Origin of the sequence: Micromonospora sp. NPDC127501 (assembly GCF_040302185.1) — a bacterium.
Lineage (GTDB): Bacteria > Actinomycetota > Actinomycetes > Mycobacteriales > Micromonosporaceae > Micromonospora.
This window is the reverse complement of sequence record NZ_JBEORJ010000001.1, coordinates 52,603-75,058: the sequence shown is the minus strand read 5'-3', so window position 1 is coordinate 75,058 and position 22,456 is coordinate 52,603. Positions and strand designations below refer to the sequence as shown.

Genomic DNA, 22,456 nt, shown 5'->3' with positions numbered 1-22,456 from the left:
GACCGGCCGGATGGAGGCACGCCGATCGCTCACCTGTCACAGCGCAACGCGGCCAGGTCGACGGCGTCCGCCATCGCCTGCATGCCCTTGTCGTTCGGGTGGACGTGATCCCCGCTGTCGAGGAACGGCAGCAGCGCCTGCGGGTCGTACGGACTGCGGGTGATCCGGTCGAAGTCGACCACGGCGTCGAACACGCCGCTGTGCCGGATCCAGTCGTTGACGCCCTGGCGCACGGCCTCACCTGCGGCGTCGTACTCCGGCCAGCCCTTGTACGCCATCACCGTGGCGCCGACGACGCACTTGCCGGCCGCGTGCGCCCGGTCGGCCAGCTGCCGATAACCCGTGGTCAGGTCGTCCACCGTCACGCCGGTGTGGGCCTTGATGTCGTTGATGCCCTCGTACACGAAGACCGTGCCGACCCCGGGCTGGGAGAGGACGTCACGGTCGAAGCGGCGCAGCGCGGCCTCCCCGGCGCCGTCGGCGAGCACCTTGTTGCCGGAGATACCGGCGTTGCCGACGCCCTTGACCGGGCTGTCCGCCGCGGCCTGGAGCCGCCGGGACAGGTAGTCGGGCCAGCGCCGGTTCGCATCCGTGCTGGAGGCCCACCCGTCGGTGATGGAGTCGCCGAGGGCTACCACCGAACGGGTCGCGGTGGACGTCCGCACGCTGACCGCGTCCAGCCAGTACCAGGAGGTCATCGAGTCGGTCCAGTTGGTTGCCGCCTCCTCGGCGGCGTGATCACCGGAGGTCGCGTACGACGTCTGCATGGCCATGCCGTGCCCGCTCGTCGGGCCCTGCGCTCCGGTGACGTGGAGGCTCACCACGAGATTGCTCTGGGCGGCCAGTCGGCCGGGCAGCGGGTCGCTGAGGATCGTCTCCCCGGCGGCGACGGTGACCGACGGCTGACCGCCGAACGTCAGCCGGCGGTTGCTGCCGCCGACCAGCTCGGCGCCCTGCCGCTGCAAGCCGGCGTACGCGCTGCTGAAGGTCACCGGGTGCTCGCCGAAGGCGTTGGTGAGGCGGACCCGCAGCGCGTCCCCGCCGACGCTGGTGCGCACCACCAGCCGGTAGCTGCGCTCGGCGGGCCCGGCGCCCTGCCGGTCGGCACTGGCGGCCCAGGTGACAGCGAAGTGCCGGCCGGCACCGGCCGCTGGGTCGTGCCGCGTGCGCGCCTGCGCCGCCGACCCGACCACTGGTACGCAGAGCAGCGCGGCGACGGCCGCGGCCGCCCCGCGCCGGGCGAGACCGGCCCGCATCAGAGGTTCCTCAGGGTGACCGACTCGCCGGGGCGCACTGTGACCTGGCGGGAGCGACCGTTGGCGAGCACTGTGGTGCTGCGGCCACCGACGCTCGTCAACCGCGCCTGGGTGACCCGCCCGTCGCGCCAGCTGAGGTCGGCGGTGAAACCACCGCGTACGCCGACGCCGGCCACCGAACCGGCGGACGCCCACGCGGCGGGCAGCGCCGGCAGCAGCTCGACGTGACCGGGCCGGGAGTAGAGCAGCATCTCGACGATCGCGGCGGGGGTGCCGAGGTTCGCGTCGATCTGGAAGATGCCCCGGCCGGGGTTCGTCTCGTAGATGTCGAAGAGGTTCATGGCGCTGCCGTTGCTGCCGTTCGTCGACGGCCGCAGGTTGTTGACGACGAGCTGGTACGCCTTCTCCGCGTTCTTCAGCCGCGCCCAGCACAGGCTGCGCCACGCGTTGGCCCAGCCGAAGCTGTTCATGCCGCGCGCGGTGAGCAGGGCGGTGGCACCGGCGACGATCTCGGTGGGGGTGGAGCCGTCCGGGCGGATCCGGTCGCCGGGGAAGAGGCCGATCAGGGGGGAGAGGTGCCGGTGGGTGGTCTCACCGAGGTTGTCCGGTGACATCCACTCCTGCAACCAGCCCGAGGTGGGGCTGACCTCGGGCAGGTAGAGGCGTTTGCGGAGCGCGTCGACGCTCCGGGCGTGGTCGGCGTCGCGGCCGAGCACCCGGGCGGCGGTGTGGTAGTTCTCGAAGAGGTTCCACACCAGCTCCTGGGAGTAGGTGTTGCCCCGGGTGTCCTGCGGCCCGTGCTCGGCCGACCAGTCCCGGTCGGCGACCAGCACCTCGCGGGTGGCGCCGGACGCGTCGGTGACGGTCGCGGTGACGAGTCGGGTCTCCCAGAACTCCACGGCACCCTTGACGACCGGGTAGATCTTCGCCAGGTAGCCGCGGTCCTGGGTGTACTCGTAGTGCTCGAACAGGTTCTGGCAGAGCCACGCGTTACCGCTGGGGTGCCACCACCAGCCGCTGCCGCCGTACGGGTTGGTGGAGAAGGCGACGGCCCACCCGGCGACCTTGCCGCTGGTGTTGCGGAACCGGTTGGTCGAGGTGTTGAAGAGCCGCTGGGTGACCTCGGTCCAGACCGGCAACTGCGCCACGCAGTAGTCGGCGTACGCGTCGAAGGTGTCGGTGAGGCCGGCCCGGTCGGCCGGCCAGTAGGTCATCTGGATGTTGACGTCGCTGTGGTAGTCGCCCATCCAGTCCGGGTCGTTGCCGTCCAGCCACGGGCCCTGCAGACCGATCGGCAGGCTGCCCCGCGACCCGGAGATCAGCAGGTACCGGCCGAACTGGAGGTACGCGGCCTCCAGCTCCGGGTCGGGGACGTTGTCGCGCCAGCGCGCCTGCACCCGCTCCCAGGTGTCCAGTTCGCGCTGGCCGGCGGACGACGCGCCGAGGTCGATGGCGAACCGCTCGAACGCCGGCCGGACGTCGGCGACATGGGTGTGCAGCAGCTCGCGGACCGACGCCCGCGCCGCTGCCAGGACCTTGTCCCGGGCCAGCCGTTGCGGCTGTACCGATTCGTCGCGGAACCCGGTGGCGGCGGTCGGCGCGTAGTTGGTACCGCCGCTGACGATGACGGTGAGGTCCCGGCAGTCGGCGAAGGAGATCGACGTGCCGCTCACCGCCACCGTTCCGGTGCCGCTGTGCGCGGTGACGGCCGCGCCGTAGCGCAGCCCGTTGGCGAACGACGCGCCGAACGACGCGTACCGGCCGGCGGGGTCGGCGGTGGTGGACTCGTCGTGGGTGCCGGCCAGGGAGACGGTGCCGGTGTACGTGCCGCCGGCCTGCGAGGTGAAGTGCAGGACGATGACGTCGTCCGGGCGGCTGGCGAAGACCTCCCGCCGGTAGCCGACCCCACCGATGTCGTACGCGGTGCTGACCAGGCCCTGCGCCAGGTCGAGGGTGCGGCGGTAGGCGTCGACCGCGCCGAGGTCGTGCCCGGGGATGTCGACGGTGAGCGTGGCCAGCATGGTCAGCGAGCCGAAGTCCTCGCGCCCGTAGGGGAACTGCCCGTCGCCGTCGAGCGTGTCGTTGCGGCCACCGGTCCAGAGCGTCGCATCGGTGATCGTCAGGAATTCCCGGGACGGGTCGTTGCTGGCGAGAGCCCCGAGTCGGCCGTTGCCGACCGGCAGGCCCTGCTCGATCATCGAGGTGGCGGAGCCGGGTGCCCGCCACCAGAGTTGGTTCTTCGCGGCGACGTTCGGGGCGAGCATCGGCGACGTCGTGGGCCGCCGGGGTGCGGGTGTGGCGGCGAAGGCGGGTAGGCCACCCAGTGCGGTGGCCGCGCCGGCGGCGGTGGCCAGCGCGAGAAAGCCGCGACGGCTGGGGTGGTTGTCGCGCGTGCTGTGGATCTCCATGTCGGGTTCTCCAACCTGGGCGTTCGGCGGATGCGCGCGCCGGCGCGGCCCGGCTGTTCGCGCCGGGCCGCGCCGGGCACGTCAGAGGGTCTGCGGTACGGCGATCCGGTCGATGTCGGGGGAGTACCAGGTGCCGCTGTCGAAGGTGATGGTGTTTTTGCCCGCCTTCAGCGCCAGCTGGACGCTGACCGTCTCGACGGTGCCCCAGTCACCGGTGGAGGGGAACTTCAGGTAGCTGCCGTTGCCGCTGTTGGAGGAGACCTGCACCGAGCGCGCGTCACCGCTGACGTAGGAGACGGCGACGGTGTAGATGCCGTCCTTGCGCACTGTCACCTCGTTGAACCGCACAGTGCCGCCGACGTAGAGGTTGCCGACCTTCTGACCGCCGGAGCAGGCGTCACAACCGCCGACGGAGGCGGTGCCGGTCAGGGTGTTGACCGACGCCTCGGCCTCGTAGCTGGTCGAGGTCAGAGCGGTGCCCGGCCGTACGGTGAACAGCCGTGAGCCGTGCGCGGGCAGCGCCGCGGTGATGGCGTTTCTCTGCGTGCCGAGGTCGCGGCGGTTCCACACGTCCCGGACCGAGGCGTTGCCGGTGAACCCGAACGACGCCCAGTGCGCGGTGACCGACGCGGGCGCGTCGCCGAGGTTGAACAGCGCGACGGTGTAGCTGCCGTCCGGGTTCTTCGCACCCCAGACCTGCTGGTCACCGGCGGGGGTGACCGGCCGGGCCGGCGCGCCGCCGTTCTGGTCGATGGCGATGACCTCGCGGTTGGTCAGCAACGACAACCCGTAGTCGTCGAGTCGGGTGAGGTCGTCCCCGGTGTACAGCGGCGACTTCGAGATCGCCCACAGCGTCGCGTACGACTGACGCTCGGCCCTGGTGAGGCCGTCCATCTCGCCGTTGCCCACGTTGAGCGAGTCGAGGTCGTTCCATCCGCCGGGGCCGGCCTTGCGGCTCCAGGCCGGCGCGTCGTCGAACCGGTCGTCGACTGAGTTCTCCCAGCTGACCAGGGTGTTGCAGTAGCACTCGACGTCGGTGTCGATGCGCCACCCGTTGGAGTAGCGCTTCCAGTCGGCGGCGTGGTTGATGTCGAGCGACCAGGACAGTTCGAGGTGGATCGGGCGGCCGGCGGTGGCGATGGCCCGCTGCCAGGCGGCCACGTCGGCCACGTTGTCGTAGTTGTCGCCGGACTTGAACGAGCCCGGACCGACCCCGTCGAGCTTCAGGAAGTCGTAACCCCAGTCGGCGAAGAGTTGGGCCTGCGAGTCGATGTACTTCTGCGCGCAGGGGTTGTCGAAGTTCAGCTTGTACGCGCTGTCCCAGCCGTTGGTGGTGCGCAGGTCCGGGTAGACGATGTTCGCGGTGGTGCAACCGGGGGCGTTGAAGATCGGCGCGGTGCCGTTGGCGTACGCCTCCTTCTCCAGCCCGACGGGCAGGTAGATGCCGGCCTTCAGCCCCTTGCCGTGGATGTGCTCGGCGACGGCCTGCATGCCGCGCGGGAAGCGGACCGGGTCGGGGGTCTGCCGGGCGTACTGGTCGAAGCGCGGCACCCAGGCGTTGTCCCGCCACCAGCCGGCGTCGATGTTGACGTACTCGTAGCCGTACGGCTTCAGCTTGGTGGCGAGGGCGTCGGTCTGCTTCAGGACGTTGGCCTCGGTGAGGTAGCTGTAGTCGCCGTCGGGGTTCAGGCCCGGGTACTTCGAGGACTGCATGGTCCAACTGGTCCACCCCATGAAGGGGCGTTGCGCGATGTCCGCGACGGTCTGCACCGGCGCGGCCTGGGCCGCTGTCGTCGGGGCGGCCTGGGCTGGGGCGGCGCCCGCGGCGAGGAGCACGCCCAGCGCCGCCGCGACGAGCGGCACCCGGGTGCGGGGCTGTCTGCGCGGGGTTGTCGGTGACGGCATGGTCAACCTCCTGGTGCGGTGGGTCGAGTCGAGCGCTATGGACGGGAAGTGGCCGAGGTGACGCCGGGGTCAGGGGACGACGAGCGACTGGATGCTCACGGCCGCCGCCGCGCGGGCCCACTCCTCGAAGGGCAACGGGCGGATGAAGAGGGGGCACCGCGCGGCGGCACCGAAGGCCTGCCGTTCGAAGCTGGCGCGGATGTGGCTGTCGAACAGGTCGTACGCGGCCAGCCCTTCACCGGACACGACGATGCGGGTGGGACCGACCAGGTTCGCGACGGCCGCGATGCCACAACCGATCGCGCCGCCGGCCCGGGTGAAGACCGCCCGCACCTGCTCGTGGCCGCCGCGGGCCAGGGCCACCGCCTCGTCGATGGTGAGGTCGGGGCGGCCGGTGCGGTCGCGGGCCCGGGCCACGATGGCGTCGGTGCCGGCGATGGACTCGACGCAGCCGCGACCACCGCAGTGGCAGTCCGGTCCGGTGGCGTCGACGGTGAGGTGGCCGATCTCGCCGGCCACGCCGTACGACCCGGAGACCAGACGGCCGTTGACGACGAGGCCACAGCCGATGCCGGTGCCCACGGTGACCAGGGCGAACGACTCCGCCCCCACTCCCTCGCCGAACCAGTGCTCGGCTGCGGTGAGCGCCTTGACGTCGTTCTCCACCGTGACGGTGAGACCGGTGCGCTGGGCGGCGAGCCGACCCAGCGGCACGTCCCGCCAGTGCAGGAACGGTGAGTAGCGCACCAGGCCGATGCCGCGGTCGATGTCGCCGGAGAGGGCCAGCCCGAGCCGGCGGACCCGGGCCCGGTCGCCGGGGAACGCGTCGAACAGGTCGTCGGCGAGCCGGTCGACCTCGGTGAGGACCGCGTCGACGTCGGGGTCGTCCAACGGCCGGCGGGCGCTGGCATGGACCTGCGCGCGCAGGTCGCAGACCACGCCGATCACCTCGTCGGCGGTGATCTTCACGCCGAGGAAGAACTCGCGTTCGGCGCGCACCGCGAGCGGGCTGGCGGGGCGTCCGGCACCCGGCCCGGAGCGTTCGGTGGCGGCCAGTTCGTGCAGGTAACCCAGGTCGATGAGCGGCCGGGCGGCCTTGGTGACGGCGGCAGAGGAGAGCCCGAGCCGGCGGGCGAGCGCGACCCGACTCACCGGCCCCTCGGTCAGCACCGTCGTGAAGATCGCCGTCGCCGCCGGTGGCCCGGCGAACGCACCGGCGTCGATCCCAGGAAACATGGACGGAATCTAAGGCGAATATTTAACTTCTTCAAGTATTGATTTGCCTCAGTGCTCCGTCCTAGAGTCGGCGGCGCGCCCGCCACGGCAAACTCAGGTCGCCGCCGCACGTACGCCGAGGCCGACCAGGATCACGCCGGTCAGCCGATCGAGCATTCGTCGCACCGATACGGTGCGGAGCAACCGGGCGGCGGCACCGGAGACGACGGTCCAGCCGGCGAGCCAACAGGTGGCCAGCGCGGCGTGCGCCGTGGCGAGCAGCAACATCGGCACCAGTACCGGTCGGCCCGGTTCGAGGAACTGCGGTGCCAACGTGAGGTAGATGGCGGCGGCCTTGGGGTTCAGCACGTTGCCGAGCAACCCTTGCAGGTACGGGTGGGCCACCCGCCAGGGCAGCCTTCGGGCGGAAACCCTCGGTCGCCGTCCCGCCTCCGTGCGACGGCGCGACGCGGACCAGAGCATCCAGAGCCCGAGCCCGACCAGATAACCGGCCCCTACCAGCTTGACCACCCAGAACGCCTGCGACGAGCGGAGCACCAGCGCGGCCAGGCCGACAGCGGCCAGCGTGGCGTGCACGTAGAGCCCGGTCACCGTACCCAAAATCACCCACCAGCCCTGCCGCCGCCCGCCGGTGGCGACCCGCGAGACGACCAGGGTCAGGCTCGCGCCCGGAGTGGCGGTGATCGGCGCGACGGCGAGCAGGAAACCGAGCACCGTGACCCCGTGCACGCTCAGACCACCACCCGGTAGTGGGTGGTGAGCAGCCCGGCGTCGTCGTACACGTGGAACGCGACGCCGGGCGGTTGGGTCTGGGTGGCCAATGGGCCCTCGCCCTCCCAGGGCATCCGCACTGTGGAGACCACACCCGGGGCGATCCGCAGTGGACGGCCCGCGAAGGTGCTCGCGGCGGCGGTGTGGAAATGCCCGGTCAGCACGGCGACGACCTGCGGGTGGGCGGCGACGAGTTCGGCCAGGGGATCGGCCGGCAGAAGCCGCATCGGGTCGATGACCGGGTGGTGCAGCACCACCGGCGGGTGATGCAGGGCGATGAACGTCGGCGTCCCGGCCGGCACCGAACCCAGCTCGTCGGTGAGCCAGGCCATCGTCTCCTCGTCCAGGTGACCGTCGTCCGCGCCGGGCACCGAGGAGTCGGCGAGGAGGAAGACCGCCCCGGCCACGTCGTGGCGGGCGTTGATCGGGCCGGTGCCGCCGCTGTCTTCACCGAGCAGACCCTTGCGGTACGCGTCGCGCACATCGTGGTTGCCGGGGCAGACCATGACCGGCAGCGGGGAGTCGAGGAGCTTCGCGGCGGTCTCGTACTCGGCCACCTCGCCGTGGTCGGCGATGTCCCCGGTGATCAGGATCGCGTCGACAGGTCGTGGCAGGCCGTGCAGGTAGTCCATGACCCGGGCGGTCCGCTCGGCCGACCGGGGATGGCTGTCGAGGTGGGTGTCACTGAGATGCGCGATGACCAGCACGAGGGTTCTCCTAACGGCTACGAACGTCAAAGCCGTTAGGGACGCTACTCTGGGCCAGGTCGGCCGCCGCCGAGGTCAGCTCCGCGAGCGCGGCAGGCAGTCTTTCTTGTACTTGAGGCCCGAACCGCACCAGCACGCGTCGTTGCGCTCCGGCGGCCAGGGGATCCGTGCGCTGGGCCGCGCCGACACCTCGGCCGCGTAGCCGGCGCGGACCGCCGCGTCGGCCGGATCGCCGCCACGTCGACCGGCGAACGCGGTCAACCCGGCCACCGTCGCGCCGAACACGCCCAACCCGGCCTGACCGGCACCCCGCAGCCGAACCAACTCCGTCTCCAGCCGGCCCCGGTGCGCGTCCCAGTCCGGCCCGTACACCTCCGTGAGGGCAGGGTGCTCGGCGAGCAGGCGATCGAACTCGGCCCGCGGCCAGAAGAGCAGATCCGACTCGGCGTCCCGACGCTCCCCGGCCCGCCGCACGAGCTGGGTCTCCAACCGGTCCGCCAGGTCGTCCTGCCGGTCGTGCGGCAGGTTCAGATTGCGGCGTACCCGATGCCGTTGCTGCAACAGGAAGAAGGCGACACCGGGCGCATCCGGCGGACCGAGATCGACCACCGGGTCGATCGCGGTGCTGGCCGGCCCGGACGCGGCGGTCGCACGTTCGTTGAGCACTGTGTCGACAGCCTCGCTCAGCCACGTCTCGGCGGTCGCCGAACGCCCACCGGCGTCCAGCGCGGCACTGACGTAGGCGGGGGCGTCGGGCTGCACGAGCAGCAACGGACGCAACGCGGTCAACTCCGCCATCGCCTCGTCGTCGCGACCGCCGGCCCGGAACAGCGCGCGGGCCCGCAGCGCGCGGGCGAACCCGGCCCGAGGGTCATCGCCGGACGGGTACGCCGCCAGGGCCTGCTCCGCGTACCGCAGCGCGGCCTCGGGCCTCGCTCGGATCTCCGCGATCTCGGCGGCCAGAGTGAGCGCGTCCCCGGCGTCGTCCGGGTCCTCCAGCCGGCCCTGCTCGGCCGCCTCCGCGAGGTCGGCGGCGACACCGAGCGGATTCGCCGTCCCGAGCGCGGAGCGGCGCAGTTCGGCGAGGTCAGCCTTGGTGAGTGTCTCTCTCGTCGGCACGATCTCACGGTACGTCGGGGTGCTCGCGGTATGCGGGCAGATCACCTGTTACGCCGCTCTCACACCGCGTCTTCTGCCGCCTGCCGGGCAAGCTACGACCAGGCGCCGGCCGCCGCGGCCCGGGCGGCGTAGGTGTCGAAGTCGAGCGGGTCCCGCCCGAGAATCCGACGTACCCCGTCGGTCGGTTGGGCGAGATGGCCCGCCCGCATCCCGGCGAAGAGGGCGTTCAGCGCCGTGGCCGCCTCCGCCGGATAACCCTCGGCGAGCAGTTCGGCGTGGTACTCCTCCGGGGTGAGTTCCACGTAGCGGATCGAACGGCCGCTCACCCGGGCGATCGTCGCCACCGCCGCGTCGAAGGTGAGCGCCCGAGGACCGGACAGGTCGTACACCTGTTCGTGGTGACCGGGCGACGTCAACAGCGTCGCTGCCACGTCGGCGACGTCCTGGGCGTCGACGAACGGCTCCGGGGTGGCACCCATCGGCAGGGCCAGCCGACCGTCGAGCAGCGGTTGGCGAAACAGGTCCTCGCTGAAGTTCTGACAGAAATTGTTCGGCCGGATGATCGACCACTCGATGCCGGACTTCCGCACCGCCTCCTCGGCCGCGAGCATGCCGGGGGAGAAGTCACCCACCCGGTCGATCCCGCGTCCGGACAGCGCCACGATCCGGCCGACACCCGAGTCGACCGCCAGCGTCACGAAGTCGGCGGCCGGCGCGGGGTCCTCCGGGGCGAGCAGGTAGACCGCCGAGGCGCCCACCAGGGCCGGCCGCCACGTGTCGCGCCGCGACCAGTCGAACCGCACCTCACCGGAGCGAGAGGCGGCCCGCACCTGCCGACCCGCCGCCCGCAGCGTCTGGACCAGCCGGCGACCGGTCTTGCCGGTGCCGGCCATCACGAGTGTCGAAGGTGCGTCCGTCGTCATGACCACGAGTCAACTCGCCCCGCCGCGGGCGGGACATGTCCCGTCGTACGCCAGGCATGTCCGATCGTCCGCGGTCCATCCTCCGCGACCTATGGTCGGTGCATGGACCCGTTCGACAATCTGCTGCGCGGCCTGCACGCCGACGGCGCGGCCTTCGGCCGGTCGGTGCTGACGCCACCGTGGGCGCTGCGGTTCACCGACGGCGCCCCGCTGACACTCTGTGTCCCGATGCGGGGCGAGGGCTGGATCTCCCACCCGGAGAGCGACAAGCCTCGCCTGGTCCGGGTCGGCGAGGCGGCCACCGTGCGCGGACCGGCGCCGTTCGTCTTCTCCGCCGAGCCCCGGTCGAGCTTCGAGCCCGGGGAACTGCGGGACGTCCGACGCGGCCGGACCGGGGTGGTCGACCCGGCGGGCGCGGACCACACCGACAGTCTCGTCCTGCTGGTCGGGGTGTACCACGTCCGGGGTCGGGTGCCGCAGCGGCTGCTGGGTGCGCTGCCGCCGGTGCTCGTCGTGCCGGAAGACCAGGACTGCGCCGCGCTACGCGACTACCTGGACGCCCAACTCGACGCGGGGCGGCCCGGACGGCAGGTTGTGTTGGACCGCCTGCTGGACTGGCTGTTGGTGTGCACGGTGCGGGACTGGTTCGACCAGCCGGAGGCCGAGACCCCCGGCTGGTACCGCGCGTTGAGCGACGACACGGTCGGGCCGGTGCTGCGCGCCATGCACGACGCGCCGGGCCGGCCGTGGACCCTGGCCAGCCTGGCCGCGCAGGCCGGCGTCTCCCGGTCCACACTGGCCAAGCGGTTCACCACGTTGGTGGGCGAACCGCCGCTCACCTACCTGACCGACTGGCGCATGACAGTCGCCGCCGACCTGCTGGCCGAATCGACAGCGACGGTCGCCGCCGTGGCGCGTCACCTCGGGTACGCCGACGCGTTCGGCTTCAGCGCTGCCTTCAAACGCGTGCACGGCATGAGCCCCAGCGGGCATCGACGGCTCGCCCGCGCTGACGCCACGGCGGCCTGACCGCTGCTCTTCCAGGCCCAGAGCCGGTCGACGAGTGGTCGCAAAACCAACGAACTACGGTCATCTGCCGTCAACCCGTCGTCGGTAGCGTCCGGTCGCCAGTTTCCCGACCAGGTCGCACAAAGGCGGAGTTATGGGCACCGTGGATCGCCGTACGTTCCTCAAGGCGATGGGAGTTCCCGCGATCGGCGCGGCGCTCCCGTTGGACCTCAGCAAGGCGCTCGCCATCCCGGCGAACAACCGGACCGGCTCGATCAAGGACGTCGGGCACGTCATCATCCTGATGCAGGAGAACCGCTCCTTCGACCACTACTTCGGCACCATGCGTGGCGTACGCGGCTTCGGTGACCCCCATCCGGCGACACTGCCGTCCGGCAAGGACGTGTGGCACCAGCCCAACGGGGCCGACGAGCTGCTGCCCTTCCGCCCCGAGGTGAAGGACCTCGGCCAGACCTTCCTGCCGGACCCACCGCACGGCTGGAACGACGGGCACGCCGCCTGGAACGACGGTCGGTTCGACAAGTGGGTGCCGAACAAGGGCGTCACGGCGATGACCTACCACACCCGCCAGGACCTGCCGTACCACTACGCGCTCGCCGACGCGTTCACCGTCTGCGACAGCTACCACTGCTCGCTGATGGGGCCCACCGACCCGAACCGCTACCACATGTGGAGCGGCTGGGTCGGCAACGACGGCAGGGGCGGCGGGCCGGTCATCACCAACGCCGAGGCCGGCTACGACTGGTCCACGTACCCGGAGCGGCTGGAGCGCAACGGCATCTCCTGGAAGATCTACCAGGACGTCGGCACCGGCCTCAACGCCACCGGGTCCTGGGGCTGGACGAACGACCCGTACATCGGCAACTACGGCGACAACTCGCTGCTCTACTTCCACCAGTACCAGAACGCGCAGCCCGGCAGCCCCCTGGCCGACAGGGCCAAGACCGGCACCGAGGTCAGGACGCAGGGCCGCGACCCGGAGGCACTGCTGGCCGACTTCCGCGCCGACGTCGAGGCGGGACGCCTGCCGGAGGTCTCCTGGATCACCGCGCCCGAGGCGTACACCGAGCACCCGAACTGGGAGCCGGCGTACGGCTCCTGGTACATCTCGCAGGTCATCGACATCCTCGCCTCGAACCCCGAGGTGTGGAGCAAGATGGCGCTCTTCATCACCTACGACGAGGAGGGCGGCTTCTTCGACCACGTGGTCCCGCCGACGCCCCCGCAGACCCGCGAGCACGGGCAGTCGACAGTGCCGACCACCAACGAGATCTTCCCCGGCGACGCCGACCACCCGGCCGGGCCGTACGGACTCGGCATCCGGGTGCCGATGGTCATCGTCTCGCCGTGGACGCGCGGCGGCTACGTGAACTCGCAGGTCTTCGACCACACCTCACTGATCAAGTTCCTGGAGGCGCGGTTCGGGCACGGCCGGCCGGACCTGGTCGAGAAGAACATCACCCCGTGGCGGCGGGCCGTCGTCGGCGACCTGACCACGGCCTTCGACTTCAAGCACCCGAACCGCTCGCGCGAGGTCAGGCTGCCCGACACCGACGACTTCAAGCCCGAGGAGTTGGTCCGGCACCCCGACGAGGTGCCGGTTCCGCCGGCGGACCAGCGGCTGCCGAAGCAGGAGCACGGCGTACGCCCGGCGCGGCCGATCCCGTACACCCTGCACGCCGACGGGCACCGCGGCGACGAGTCGTTCCGGATCGACTTCCGCAACTCCGGCGGGGTCGCCGCGGTCTTCCAGGTCCGCCAGGCGGGCAGCGCCGACGCCCCGCGCAGCTACACCGTCGAGCCCGGCAAGCACCTGACCGACACCTGGCCGGTCACCTCCGGGTACGACCTGTCGGTGCACGGGCCGAACGGGTTCTTCCGCCGGTTCACCGACGGCCGGTCCCAGCTCGACGTCACCCCCGCCTACGACGAGCACGGCTACAAACTCACCCTCACGCTGCGCAACCATGGCGCGAAGCGGGTCGAGGTGACCGTCCGGGACGGGTACAACGCCCGACCGGTCAAGCTGTCGCTGCGCCCCGGCGAGACCGAGCGCGCCACGTGGGCGCTCGCCCGCACCCACGGCTGGTACGACCTGACGGTTTCCGTCGCCGGTGACGGCGACTTCGCGTACCGCTGCGCGGGTCACGTCGAGAACGGCAAGGACAGCATCAGCGACCCGGCCCTCGGCGGGCTCGTCTGACGTTCCGGCTCGACGCGGGCGATGTGCTCGCGCCACTGGCTGGTCGGCGGGGGACGCGGTGGTGAGCGCCATGACTCAGCGGTATATCTGTGCCCCGGAGTCATGGCGCCCATCACGGCGTCCGCCCGCCCGGACCTTCCGTTCCCGGCGCAGCCACGGCGCGGGTGACGCGGTCGCCGAGCCGCCGCAGATGGTCGACCAGCTCCACTGGCTCGTGGACCGTGAAGTCGCAACCGAGCAGCGTGAGCCGGAAGGCGAGCCAGTCGACGGTGTCTTCCGGGCTGCGCCACCGGCACGACGCGTCATCGAGCGGCTCCAGCTCTCCGGCATGGTCACCCAACCGGGCAGCCGCCTGCTCAGCCGGCAACGCGAGCGTCGCCACCGCTCGGAACACCGGCGCCAGGCTGTGCAACTGGTCGGTCACGAACGCGGACGCGTCGTCGGTCGCTAGCGCGCGGGGCGCCACCCGTACCCCCGTTGTGGTGGCGTGTTCGATGCGGTCGACGCGGAACGTGCGCCAGTCCTCGCGCTCGTTGTCATAGGAGACGACGTACCAACGGCGGCCCAACACGACGAGCCGGTGCGGTTCGACGAGCCGCCGGCTGACGCCGCCATCGCTGTCGCGGTAGTCGAAGCGGACCCGCTCATGTGCCGAGGCTGCTGCCGCGAGGACGATGAGCTGCGTCGGATCAACCAGCGACACCGCCGCCGCGGTCGACGACACCGTGGCCGCGGTGAGGGCGCTGACGTGGCGGCGCAGCCGCGGCGGCAGCACCTGCTGCAGTTTGGCGAGCGCCCGCACCGACGCCTCGGCGATACCAGCGACCGGTTGCCGGGCCGCGGTGTGCAGGCCGACCGCGATCGCCACTGCCTCCTCGTCATCGAGCAGCAGCGGAGGCATCGCCTTACCCGCTACCAGCCGGTAGCCGCCCAGCGTGCCCAGACTGGCCTGGACCGGGTAGCCGAGTTCACGCAGCCGGTCGATGTCGCGGCGCACGGTCCGCGGGGTCACCGCGAGACGCTCGGCGAGTTCGCTGCCGGGCCATTCGCGGGGCGTCTGCAGAAGGGAGAGCAGTCGTAACAGGCGGGCGGGTGTGTCGCGCATGCTCCCATGATGGCCCTTGATCTAGGACAGGTAACGGCCTAGATCAGGTCTATCGTCGCCCATCTGAATGCGCGGACGCCGCACCAGAATGAGGAGACAGACCGATGAAGGTTGTTCCCGACGGCTACCACACCGTGACCCCCTGGATCATCTCGCCGGGGAGGACGGGCGAACTGATCGATTTCATCGTCGGCGTCTTCGACGCCACCGAACTGGCCCGCATGGAGGTGGACGGGTGGATCGGCCACGCCGAGGTCCGTATCGGGGACTCGGTGGTGATGATGTTCGACAAGCCACAATGGCCGGCCACGCCCGCCTTCCTACGCCTCTACGTCGCCGACGACGCCGAGGTGCTCCGCCGGGCCGTCGAACGCGGCGCGAACGTCGTCACCGAGCCGACCGAACTCTTCTGGGGCGACCGCGTCAGCCGTTTCCGCGACCCGCTCGGCAACCTGTGGTGGATCCACCAGCGCGTGGCGGAGCCCACCGAGGAGGAGATGGGCCGACGGCTCGACGACCCGGAGTTCACCAAGGCAATGGAGTACGTCCAGAGTGCCGACTTCTCTCCCCACGGCTGACCGCGCTCGCGCGCCTCGATCGCCCCGGGTTCGGGTTCGTCAGAACTCCTCGTACACCGCCGGGTCCTGGTCCGAGAGCCGCCCGTCCGGGCGGCCCAGCGCGGTGATGGCCTCGACCTGCGCGTCGGTGAGCGTGATGCCGAAGACGTCCAGGTTCTCTGCCTGCCGCTGTGGGGAGGCGGCCTTGGGCAGCGGAATCACCTGGCGGGCCACGTGCCAGGCGAGGATCGCCTGCGCCGGGCTGACACCGAGCGCTGTCGCGATCTCCACGACGACGGGATGCTGCTGCAGGTCGTTGCCATGGCCGAGCGGGCTCCAGCCCTGCACCAGGATGCCGTTCTCCCGGTGGTAGTCGATCGCCTCCTGCTGCGGAAAGTACGGGTGCACCTCGATCTGGTTGACCACCGGGGCGACCCCGGTCTCGGCCACCAGCCGCTCGATGTGCTCGGGCAGGAAGTTGGAGAGCCCGATGTGCCGCACGAGACCACGCTCACGCGCCTCGATCAGCGCCCGCCACGCCTGCACGTACAGGTCGACCTTCGGGTTCGGCCAGTGGATCAGGTACAGGTCGACCCGGTCCAGGCCGGTGCGGAACACACTCTCCTCGATGGTGGTCAGCGCCTCGTCGTAGCGGTGGTGCCGCCCCGGCAGCTTCGAGGTGACGATCAGCTCGTCCCGGACGTCACCGGCCGACCGGGCGGCCCGGCCGACCGCGCCCTCGTTCTCGTAGTTCACCGCCGAGTCGATCAACCGATAGCCCGCCCGGATTGCCTGACCGATCGCGTCGACACCGGCCGAGCCGTTCAACCGGTACGTGCCGAGCCCGATCGCCGGCAGGGTGGTGCCGTCGGCTGCCGCAAGATGGGGAATCGTCATGATTGGGACCCTACCCGTACGAGCTGCGCGCCGACGGAGGCTCGATGCTGAATGCCTTGCGGTTACCGGGTGATCGCCCGGGCCGTCGAGGACTCACCGCTCAGCAGCGGGTCGGTACGCCGCTCGGACTCGGGTAGGTCCATCGCCGCCGCCAGGAGATTGGCGAGCCGGCGGCTGTCGTCCAACCCCTGCCCCTTGCCGGCCCAGTCGTCGAAGGTGAGCTTGATGTTCTCGTCCGTGGTGATGATGTCCAGAACCGGGCCTCGCTTGTCGCGTTCGCGGAAGCGCACGTAGCGAACGTCCGCGAGCGGAAACTCGCGCTCGATCACGCCTTGTTTGCGAACCGAGCTCTGCGTCGAGATGAAGAGACGTGCGGGTGTGACGCCGAGGTACGCGTCCTCGCCGACGAGGCGGTCAAGGTTGACGTCGGCGATGGCCAGCAAGGGTTCCTCGCCTGGCACGACCCACCGGAGGATGCGCAGCACGTCATCCGGCACAGCCTCGGCGAATACGGTGAGAGGCGGATCCAGCGGTCCGGGTTGCGTGTGAACGCGATTGCGAAGGGTCGCTACCCGCTCGGCCAAGGCCTCGGCCATGGCAACGGTGTCCCGGGTGTTCTGGCGCTTCGTGGTGAACGGCAGGCTCCACTCGGCCGGGAGTTCGGCGATCAGACGGCACTGACGTTCAAGGTCGGTGAGGAGATCCGCCACCTCGTCCATGGCTCGGGTGTGCTCGCGCTGAGTGTCGGCGACCAACTCGGCCAGGAGCCGTTCGTTCTCGACGGCATTCGCCTCGTCGCGGCTGATGTGGCCCGCACGCAACACTTGAGCGCGATACCAGGACCACTCCGCCATGAGCATGCCGTGCGCGTCGGCGAGAATCTGCTCGATGTTCTTCTGGATATGGGCACGGCGGCTCGGTCCGTCAGTATCGAGCGCCTTGATGTGCCCGCGGACGAACGACCTGAAGAGCAGCCGTTGCTTGCGCAGGTCCGGTTCCCTGGTCGCGATGGCGGCGTAGATGTGGTCGTTGACGGCGCCGGCCGCCTGGGCCTCGCGCACCGCGCGCATTGTCGTCTCGTGCAGGCCAAGCAGCGTCGTCCACTGATCCTCGTGCAGCGCCTGGAGGACGTCACGGGTGAGCTGGATGTTCTCGTCGATACGACGTGAGATCGACGCCAGCTGTACCTGCAGCGCGAGGAGCGCGGCGGCCGGCCCGAGAGCGCTGAGTATGGATGCGGCCTGCGCCCCCGTCACAGGTGCCCAGCGTACGGAGGCGGCGATCTTTCCCTTGCTCGTGACGAGCGAACCCAGGTTCCAGCCGCCCGACGTCATCGGCTGCGCCGTCTTGAGCGCCTGCAACGTCTCGGGCGCCAGACGCACCAGCCCCTGCGCGGTGGCCGCGCCCTGTGCGCCCTGCGCCGCGAGATTGCCGATGCCCGAGGCCATCGCGAGCTTGTCGGTCAGGCCCTGGCTTGCGTGAAGGCTCATCATTTCAAAGGGGATCAGGTCGAAGCCGACGGGCGGCTGGTCCGCGAAGAGCACGGCCAGCCCCGGCTCAATCTCGACGAGGCTCACCATCGGTCCATCGAGCGCCATCCCACATCCTTCATGATCGACAACGGGAGCATCACAGTACGTGTCAAGCAGGTCACCCCGGCTCAACCGGAGCGGCACCTCATTCCGCGTACTGTCCACACGAGAGTGGCTGAACAGGTCGAACGCGTGGCGCGAGCGCGACTGACGGATAGGGGCTGGGTCAGCTCGTGCTGCTGGCGGGCGCCTGGAGTCGGGTGAGCAGGGCGCTCACCTCGGTGTGCAGGCGACGCAGCTCCGCAGCGGTAGGGGCCAGCTCGTAGCAGTGGTGGTGCGTGGCGGTGGAGAGCGTCGCCCAGGCGAAGGCCACCCGACGAGCGGTTTCACTGCCTGGGCCGAGCCGCCCGCGCAGCATCAACTGCTTCGCGCGGCCCTGCCGGCACGCCGCCACGGCCGGCTTCACCCGCCGCCAGTAGGCGTCAACGCCGCCTTCGAGGGCGAGCCGGATCAGACAGGCGCAGGCCCGCGGCCACCAGCCCGCGGTCACGGCAGTGGCGCCGAGTAGCCCGGCCCCGCGCAGCAGCTGATCGGCCGCCGTCAGGCAGCGCTGTGGCGTCGGCGCGGTCACGACAGCGCCGCCACGAGGAGGCGGGCGTCCGCGACCAGGCCGGGCAGGTCCGCCAGGTACGCACCGTGCACACCCTCCCGACATGCCTGGTACGCGTTCACCGCACGTCGTCCGTGCCGGCGGCCCAGCCAGCCGAGCACGTCACCACCCTTCTCGGCGTCGTCGAACACCGCCAACGCGACCGTGGTGGCGACCCGCCGGGACGCGTCCTCGATCGCCTCCTCGATGTCGGCATGCCGGACACCCCGCGCCACCCGGTTCCGCCACACCGAGCGATGGCAGGCCGCCTCGACCGCGGAGCGGCACAGCTCCGCGACCACCGGCCCGCGCACCTCGGCGGGGATCTCCTCGTTGCGCGCCAACGCGTACGCGTCGTTCAGGTAGCGGGTCACCGGGTCGGAGCCGGGCCGCAGCGTCACCACCGACTTCTCCGCGCGGGTCACCTCGATGATCCGCGCCTTGCCGAGATCGAGTCGGCGGACCGCGTCCGGCAGCCGGGTGTCGTGGGTGAAGACGACCACCTGCCGCTGCTCGGCCAGCTCGGCGAGCACCCGCGCGAGACCATCCACCTTCGACGGGTCCATGCTCTGCACCGGGTCGTCGACCACAATGAACCGGAACGGGCTCTCCGGGGCGCAGCTTCGGGGCAGGAACGTCGCCAGCCCGAGCGCCTGCATCTCACCCTGACTCATCACGCCCAGCGCCGTACCGTTGTCAGCACCGTCCACGCTGACCGGGAAGACGACCCGCCGCCGCGTGTTCGCGCCCTCCAACGTCATCGACCCCAGCTCGACGTTGCTCTCCTGCCGCAGCTGCGCCCAGATTTCCTGCGAGTGCTTGGCGAACGGCGCGACGCGCTCGTTGCGGATCTCCGTACCGGCGTCCTTCAGCCAGGCGCGCGCGGCCTTCAACCGGGCCACTGTCGCCTCCCGCGCCGGCAGTCCGCCGGCGGTGGCCACCCACTCGCGCACGTCGGCCGCCGCCGCCCGCCAGCCGGTGTCGCGCTGCCGCAGAAACCCCTCGGCGTACGCGCGGGCGGCGTCGACCGCCGCCACCACCGCCGGGTACCGCGCGGCCAGGTGGTCGGCCAGCTCGCCCGGCTCCCCGGGTACGCGCCGCAGCGCGGCAACGGCGTCACGCAGCGCCCCGACCGTCGGCTCCGATCCGGGGCCCTCGGGCACAGCGAGGTCGTCGATCAGGTGGTGCGTCTGCCGCAGCAGAGCCGTCAGCCGGGTCGTCGCCGTCTGGGCGGCGACACTGCGCTGCCGAAGGTCGCCGAGCGACTCTGCGGCGACGGCACGCCAGCCACCGTCGAGAGTGCCGGTGGCGCAGACCGGGCACGACCCGTCGCCCTCGTCCTCGTGATGTTCGAGGGCGAGGCGGAGCAGCTCGGCGCTCCGCAACGCGGCCCGGGACCGACCACCGTCGTATCGTTGGGCCTCGACCGACGCGTCCCGCAGCTGACCGGCCAGCCGGGTCACCTCGTCGACCGGCGGCGGGGCGAGGGCGGCGAGCTCCCGACAGAGCAACACCTGCTGGTCGGTGGTCGCCTCGTCCGGCTCGTCGAGGATCGCCGTCACCGCCGCGAGGTCGACCGCGCCCCGGCCACGCAGCAGCGCGGCGGTCCGCCGGGCCCGGTCGTCGGCGATCCCGTCGAGCGTGGCGACCAGGGTGGCGCGCTGTGCGCGTACCTCCTTGATCGCTGCTTCGTGCGGCCGGGCGGCGCGCAGCAGACGCTGGTCGGCGTCGGTGAGCGCGTCCAGACCGAGGATCGCGAAGAGCGCGTCGAAGAGCTGACTCTGCGTTCCGGCGGCGAGCTTGCCCAGCTCGGCCGCTGTGAGGAACGGCCGGTACAGCTCCAGGGGACGGGCCAGACCCAGCTCGGAGAGGTCCGCATGCCGGCCCTGGGCGCTGGTCACGGTCACCTCGGCGTCGGCCAGCTCGGCGCCGACCGGCCAGGCGCGGTTCACCCTGGTCGGCGTGGCCACCCCGTCGACACGCAGCTCCACACCCACCCAGCACGGGTCCGGGTTGTGCAGGTTGCGCCACCCGGTACGCCAGACGCTGGTCTTGTCGGCCCACCGGGCGCTGTCCCCGGTGAGAGCGAGTTCGGCGGCCTCGGCGAAGCTCGACTTGCCGGAGCCGTTACGGCCGACCACAAGGGTGAAACCCGGGCCGGGCCCGATCTGGATGGTCCGCTCCGGCCCGACGCCACGGAACCCGGCGACGGTCACGGACTTCAACCAGATCCGTTCCGCCGGACCGTCGTCGGTGGGGGAGCGGGGGTCGAGCCGGGTGGGAGTGCCGGCGAGTGCCGCGGTCAGGTCCTCGTCGCCGGTGAGGGCGGCGAGGACGAGCTCGGCGGTCTCGGTCGGGACGCCGTCAGCGGCGGCGAGGCGGTCGAAGATCAGCTCGATCAGCGGGGCGGTGGTCGGTGCGGGCTGGGTCATGGTCGTCTCCAGGCGTGTGGTGTCCGCGGGCCGACGGCGCGTCGGCCCGCCCGGGGTGAGCGGTGGAAGTGGGGAGGCCGCTGTCGGCCTGGCTGGGGGCGAGCAGCGGGGTCGGGAGGCGGTGGTGGTCGCCGGACGCTGTGGAGCTGATGTCGCAAACGAATCAGTGGTCCAGCGCCGGCCGCTCCGGGCGCCCCCGGGAGGGCTCAGAGCATGGCGTTCGCGTGCCAGTCGCGCAGGAACGCGTCGACCAGGGCATGCGCACGAGGACGGAGGTCGAAGGACTCCTCCCGCCGGCGGCGGGCCATGTGCGACAGGCCGTCGGCGGCCTCGTTGAGGGCGTGGCCGCTGTGCCCCTTGACGTGCGTGAACGTCAGGTCGGGACGGTGGGCCACCTGCTCAGCGAGCCGGACCAGGGTCGGTTTGTCTGACCAGCGGCGCTGCCGCAGGCTGTAGCCGGCGGGCATCGCGTCGGTCTCGCCGGCCTGCCAGCGGTGCAGGTACCGCACGGCCGTCAGGCTGTCCAGCAGCACGGTCATGCCCGCTGGCACCTCGTCGTACCCGGTGAGCAGATAGTCGACCGCGCGCAGTTCATCGACGAGCACCCGGGACCTGCCGGTCGGGTCGAGCCGGCCGGTGCCTCGCCCGAGCAGGCCGTAGTGGCCGTCGCTGACCACGTACCCGATGCCACCGGCGCGGCCCTTCCAGCTGGCGTCGGTCGCCGCCACCAGCGGACCGGCCGCCTTCGCCCAGCGGATTACCCGCCCGCGCCCGCACTGCTGGTCCGGGCGTGGCGGCGCATGCTCGGCGTGCTCACCAGCGAGGCGCTCGGCGGTGTCGAGCAGCTTGGCGGCGGAGGTCAGCTCGTCGTAGTGGGCGGCGGTGAGGGCGAGGTGGACCGCATCACCGATGCCCTGGCAGTCGTCGCAACGGGTGGCGCGGGTGTAGGGGCGAAGGATGAGGACGCGGTCGTGCAGGGTCGGGGGGAGCTGGGTCAGGGCGCGGAGGAACTCATCGGGGCGCACGACGCCTCCTGACGTCTTGTGATGGGGGCATGCTCATCGAGTTCTCACAGCTCCGACACGTCGGTCACTACGGCGGTCAGCTTGTCGCCGGAGCGCTTCGTGCTGGCCGTCTCCTCCTGCTGGACGGAGGCGGAGTCGCCGGTCACCTCGAAGGTGTTGATGACCGGGTCCTCCGCGCCCTTGACCTCGTACGTCACCTCGTAGGTGCTGGACGGGTCGAGGCCATCGCCGGTGTAGGTGACGTCAATCCGGTAGGTGATGTTGCAGCCGGCGCTGCCGAAGCACTGCTTCCGCAGGGTCTTGACCTTGAGCTTGAAGTCGCCCTTCGTCGGGGTGTCGTAGACGGGTGCGGGCGGCGGCGTCGTCGCGGGCGCGGTGGTCGGCGCCGCAGCACTGGTCGGGGCGGACGTGCTGGGGCGCGACTGGGATGCGGCGGTGGGGGCGGCCTTGCCCTGGTCGGGCGACTCCTCACCGTTTGTCGTGGCCAGCAGCACGCCGCAGCCGCCGAAGCAGAGCAGCAGCACCAGAACGGCAGCACCGGCGATGACCCACCGGACCTGGGACCTCTTGCGGATGACGGGCTGCGGGCTCGTCGCGCCCACGGTCTCGGGCTGAGCCGAGGGCTCAGCCGGCGGGTTCGGCTGGTGGCGGGGCTCGGTCATGGTTCTCTCCTCTGTGGAGTCGGAAGCTGTGGAGCTGATG

The 22,456-nt window shown here is 71.2% G+C and carries 18 protein-coding genes; 3 read left to right on the top strand and 15 right to left on the bottom strand.

Annotated elements, in window-relative coordinates; all coding sequences use genetic code 11:
* Window positions 1–29: 29 nt before the first annotated feature.
* From ABTW72_RS00295 to ABTW72_RS00260, 8 genes are all read right to left on the bottom strand, one after another.
* Window positions 30–1,256, bottom strand: coding sequence for an SGNH/GDSL hydrolase family protein (locus ABTW72_RS00295; RefSeq protein WP_350852147.1), 1,227 nt, complete (start codon window positions 1,254–1,256; stop codon window positions 30–32).
* On the bottom strand, window positions 1,256–3,664 hold the full coding sequence (locus ABTW72_RS00290; protein WP_350852144.1) for a glycosyl hydrolase family 95 catalytic domain-containing protein: 2,409 nt from the start codon (window positions 3,662–3,664) through the stop codon (window positions 1,256–1,258). The genes ABTW72_RS00295 and ABTW72_RS00290 overlap by 1 nt, the downstream gene beginning before the upstream one ends.
* An 81-nt stretch (window positions 3,665–3,745) precedes the next feature.
* Window positions 3,746–5,569, bottom strand: a complete 1,824-nt coding sequence (locus tag ABTW72_RS00285; protein ID WP_350852141.1) for an alpha-galactosidase D — start codon at window positions 5,567–5,569, stop codon at window positions 3,746–3,748.
* Between the two features lie 69 nt (window positions 5,570–5,638).
* Window positions 5,639–6,805: an ROK family transcriptional regulator gene (locus tag ABTW72_RS00280; protein ID WP_350852138.1), complete on the bottom strand. Its 1,167-nt coding sequence runs from the start codon at window positions 6,803–6,805 to the stop codon at window positions 5,639–5,641.
* A gap of 93 nt (window positions 6,806–6,898) precedes the next feature.
* Window positions 6,899–7,534, bottom strand: coding sequence for a LysE family translocator (locus tag ABTW72_RS00275; protein ID WP_350852135.1), 636 nt, complete (start codon window positions 7,532–7,534; stop codon window positions 6,899–6,901).
* A 2-nt stretch (window positions 7,535–7,536) separates the two neighbouring features.
* On the bottom strand, window positions 7,537–8,283 hold the full coding sequence (locus ABTW72_RS00270; protein ID WP_350852132.1) for a metallophosphoesterase: 747 nt from the start codon (window positions 8,281–8,283) through the stop codon (window positions 7,537–7,539).
* Window positions 8,284–8,358: 75 nt separating this feature from the next.
* Window positions 8,359–9,402 carry an SEC-C metal-binding domain-containing protein gene (locus ABTW72_RS00265; RefSeq protein ID WP_350852129.1) on the bottom strand — a complete coding sequence of 348 codons (1,044 nt, stop codon included), beginning with the start codon at window positions 9,400–9,402 and terminating at the stop codon, window positions 8,359–8,361.
* Between the two features lie 92 nt (window positions 9,403–9,494).
* The gene (locus ABTW72_RS00260) at window positions 9,495–10,325 is read right to left on the bottom strand and encodes an NmrA family NAD(P)-binding protein (RefSeq protein ID WP_350852126.1); all 831 of its coding nucleotides are present in this window, start codon (window positions 10,323–10,325) and stop codon (window positions 9,495–9,497) included.
* Window positions 10,326–10,427: 102 nt separating this feature from the next.
* Between ABTW72_RS00260 and ABTW72_RS00255 the strand changes: the two genes are divergently transcribed.
* Window positions 10,428–11,354: an AraC family transcriptional regulator gene (locus tag ABTW72_RS00255; RefSeq protein ID WP_350852123.1), complete on the top strand. Its 927-nt coding sequence runs from the start codon at window positions 10,428–10,430 to the stop codon at window positions 11,352–11,354.
* Between the two features lie 133 nt (window positions 11,355–11,487).
* Complete coding sequence (locus tag ABTW72_RS00250; protein ID WP_350852120.1) at window positions 11,488–13,557, top strand: phosphocholine-specific phospholipase C; 2,070 nt, start codon at window positions 11,488–11,490, stop codon at window positions 13,555–13,557.
* A 112-nt stretch (window positions 13,558–13,669) separates the two neighbouring features.
* Here the strand turns inward: ABTW72_RS00250 and ABTW72_RS00245 are convergent, their stop codons facing one another.
* Window positions 13,670–14,662, bottom strand: a complete 993-nt coding sequence (locus tag ABTW72_RS00245) for a helix-turn-helix transcriptional regulator (protein WP_350852117.1) — start codon at window positions 14,660–14,662, stop codon at window positions 13,670–13,672.
* 104 nt (window positions 14,663–14,766) lie between these two features.
* Between ABTW72_RS00245 and ABTW72_RS00240 the strand changes: the two genes are divergently transcribed.
* A complete protein-coding gene (locus tag ABTW72_RS00240; RefSeq protein ID WP_350852114.1) occupies window positions 14,767–15,240 on the top strand; it encodes a VOC family protein in 474 nt (157 codons plus the stop codon).
* 39 nt (window positions 15,241–15,279) lie between these two features.
* On the opposite strand, the gene ABTW72_RS00235 is transcribed toward ABTW72_RS00240, so the two are convergent.
* From ABTW72_RS00235 to ABTW72_RS00210, 6 genes are all read right to left on the bottom strand, one after another.
* Window positions 15,280–16,116 carry an aldo/keto reductase gene (locus ABTW72_RS00235; protein ID WP_350852111.1) on the bottom strand — a complete coding sequence of 279 codons (837 nt, stop codon included), beginning with the start codon at window positions 16,114–16,116 and terminating at the stop codon, window positions 15,280–15,282.
* A 62-nt stretch (window positions 16,117–16,178) separates the two neighbouring features.
* Window positions 16,179–17,714, bottom strand: coding sequence for a hypothetical protein (locus ABTW72_RS00230; protein ID WP_350852108.1), 1,536 nt, complete (start codon window positions 17,712–17,714; stop codon window positions 16,179–16,181).
* 160 nt (window positions 17,715–17,874) lie between these two features.
* Complete coding sequence (locus tag ABTW72_RS00225) at window positions 17,875–18,279, bottom strand: hypothetical protein (protein WP_350852106.1); 405 nt, start codon at window positions 18,277–18,279, stop codon at window positions 17,875–17,877.
* On the bottom strand, window positions 18,276–20,729 hold the full coding sequence (locus ABTW72_RS00220; RefSeq protein WP_350852104.1) for an AAA family ATPase: 2,454 nt from the start codon (window positions 20,727–20,729) through the stop codon (window positions 18,276–18,278). Before ABTW72_RS00220 ends, ABTW72_RS00225 begins: the two co-directional genes overlap by 4 nt.
* 206 nt (window positions 20,730–20,935) lie before the next feature.
* Complete coding sequence (locus ABTW72_RS00215; RefSeq protein WP_350852101.1) at window positions 20,936–21,754, bottom strand: ribonuclease HI; 819 nt, start codon at window positions 21,752–21,754, stop codon at window positions 20,936–20,938.
* 44 nt (window positions 21,755–21,798) lie between these two features.
* Window positions 21,799–22,416, bottom strand: a complete 618-nt coding sequence (locus tag ABTW72_RS00210; protein WP_350852098.1) for a hypothetical protein — start codon at window positions 22,414–22,416, stop codon at window positions 21,799–21,801.
* Window positions 22,417–22,456 lie beyond the last annotated feature (40 nt).

What these genes read in the sequence shown, in the direction of transcription:
- ABTW72_RS00295 (WP_350852147.1), bottom strand. Translation starts at nt 1,256, where the DNA reads ATGCGGGCCGGTCTCGCCCGGCGCGGGGCGGCCGCGGCCGTCGCCGCG.
- ABTW72_RS00290 (WP_350852144.1), bottom strand. Translation starts at nt 3,664, where the DNA reads ATGGAGATCCACAGCACGCGCGACAACCACCCCAGCCGTCGCGGCTTT.
- ABTW72_RS00285 (WP_350852141.1), bottom strand. Translation starts at nt 5,569, where the DNA reads ATGCCGTCACCGACAACCCCGCGCAGACAGCCCCGCACCCGGGTGCCG.
- ABTW72_RS00280 (WP_350852138.1), bottom strand. Translation starts at nt 6,805, where the DNA reads ATGTTTCCTGGGATCGACGCCGGTGCGTTCGCCGGGCCACCGGCGGCG.
- ABTW72_RS00260 (WP_350852126.1), bottom strand. Translation starts at nt 10,325, where the DNA reads ATGACGACGGACGCACCTTCGACACTCGTGATGGCCGGCACCGGCAAG.
- ABTW72_RS00255 (WP_350852123.1), top strand. Translation starts at nt 10,428, where the DNA reads ATGGACCCGTTCGACAATCTGCTGCGCGGCCTGCACGCCGACGGCGCG.
- ABTW72_RS00250 (WP_350852120.1), top strand. Translation starts at nt 11,488, where the DNA reads ATGGGCACCGTGGATCGCCGTACGTTCCTCAAGGCGATGGGAGTTCCC.
- ABTW72_RS00245 (WP_350852117.1), bottom strand. Translation starts at nt 14,662, where the DNA reads ATGCGCGACACACCCGCCCGCCTGTTACGACTGCTCTCCCTTCTGCAG.
- ABTW72_RS00240 (WP_350852114.1), top strand. Translation starts at nt 14,767, where the DNA reads ATGAAGGTTGTTCCCGACGGCTACCACACCGTGACCCCCTGGATCATC.
- ABTW72_RS00235 (WP_350852111.1), bottom strand. Translation starts at nt 16,116, where the DNA reads ATGACGATTCCCCATCTTGCGGCAGCCGACGGCACCACCCTGCCGGCG.
- ABTW72_RS00230 (WP_350852108.1), bottom strand. Translation starts at nt 17,714, where the DNA reads ATGGCGCTCGATGGACCGATGGTGAGCCTCGTCGAGATTGAGCCGGGG.
- ABTW72_RS00220 (WP_350852104.1), bottom strand. Translation starts at nt 20,729, where the DNA reads ATGACCCAGCCCGCACCGACCACCGCCCCGCTGATCGAGCTGATCTTC.
- ABTW72_RS00210 (WP_350852098.1), bottom strand. Translation starts at nt 22,416, where the DNA reads ATGACCGAGCCCCGCCACCAGCCGAACCCGCCGGCTGAGCCCTCGGCT.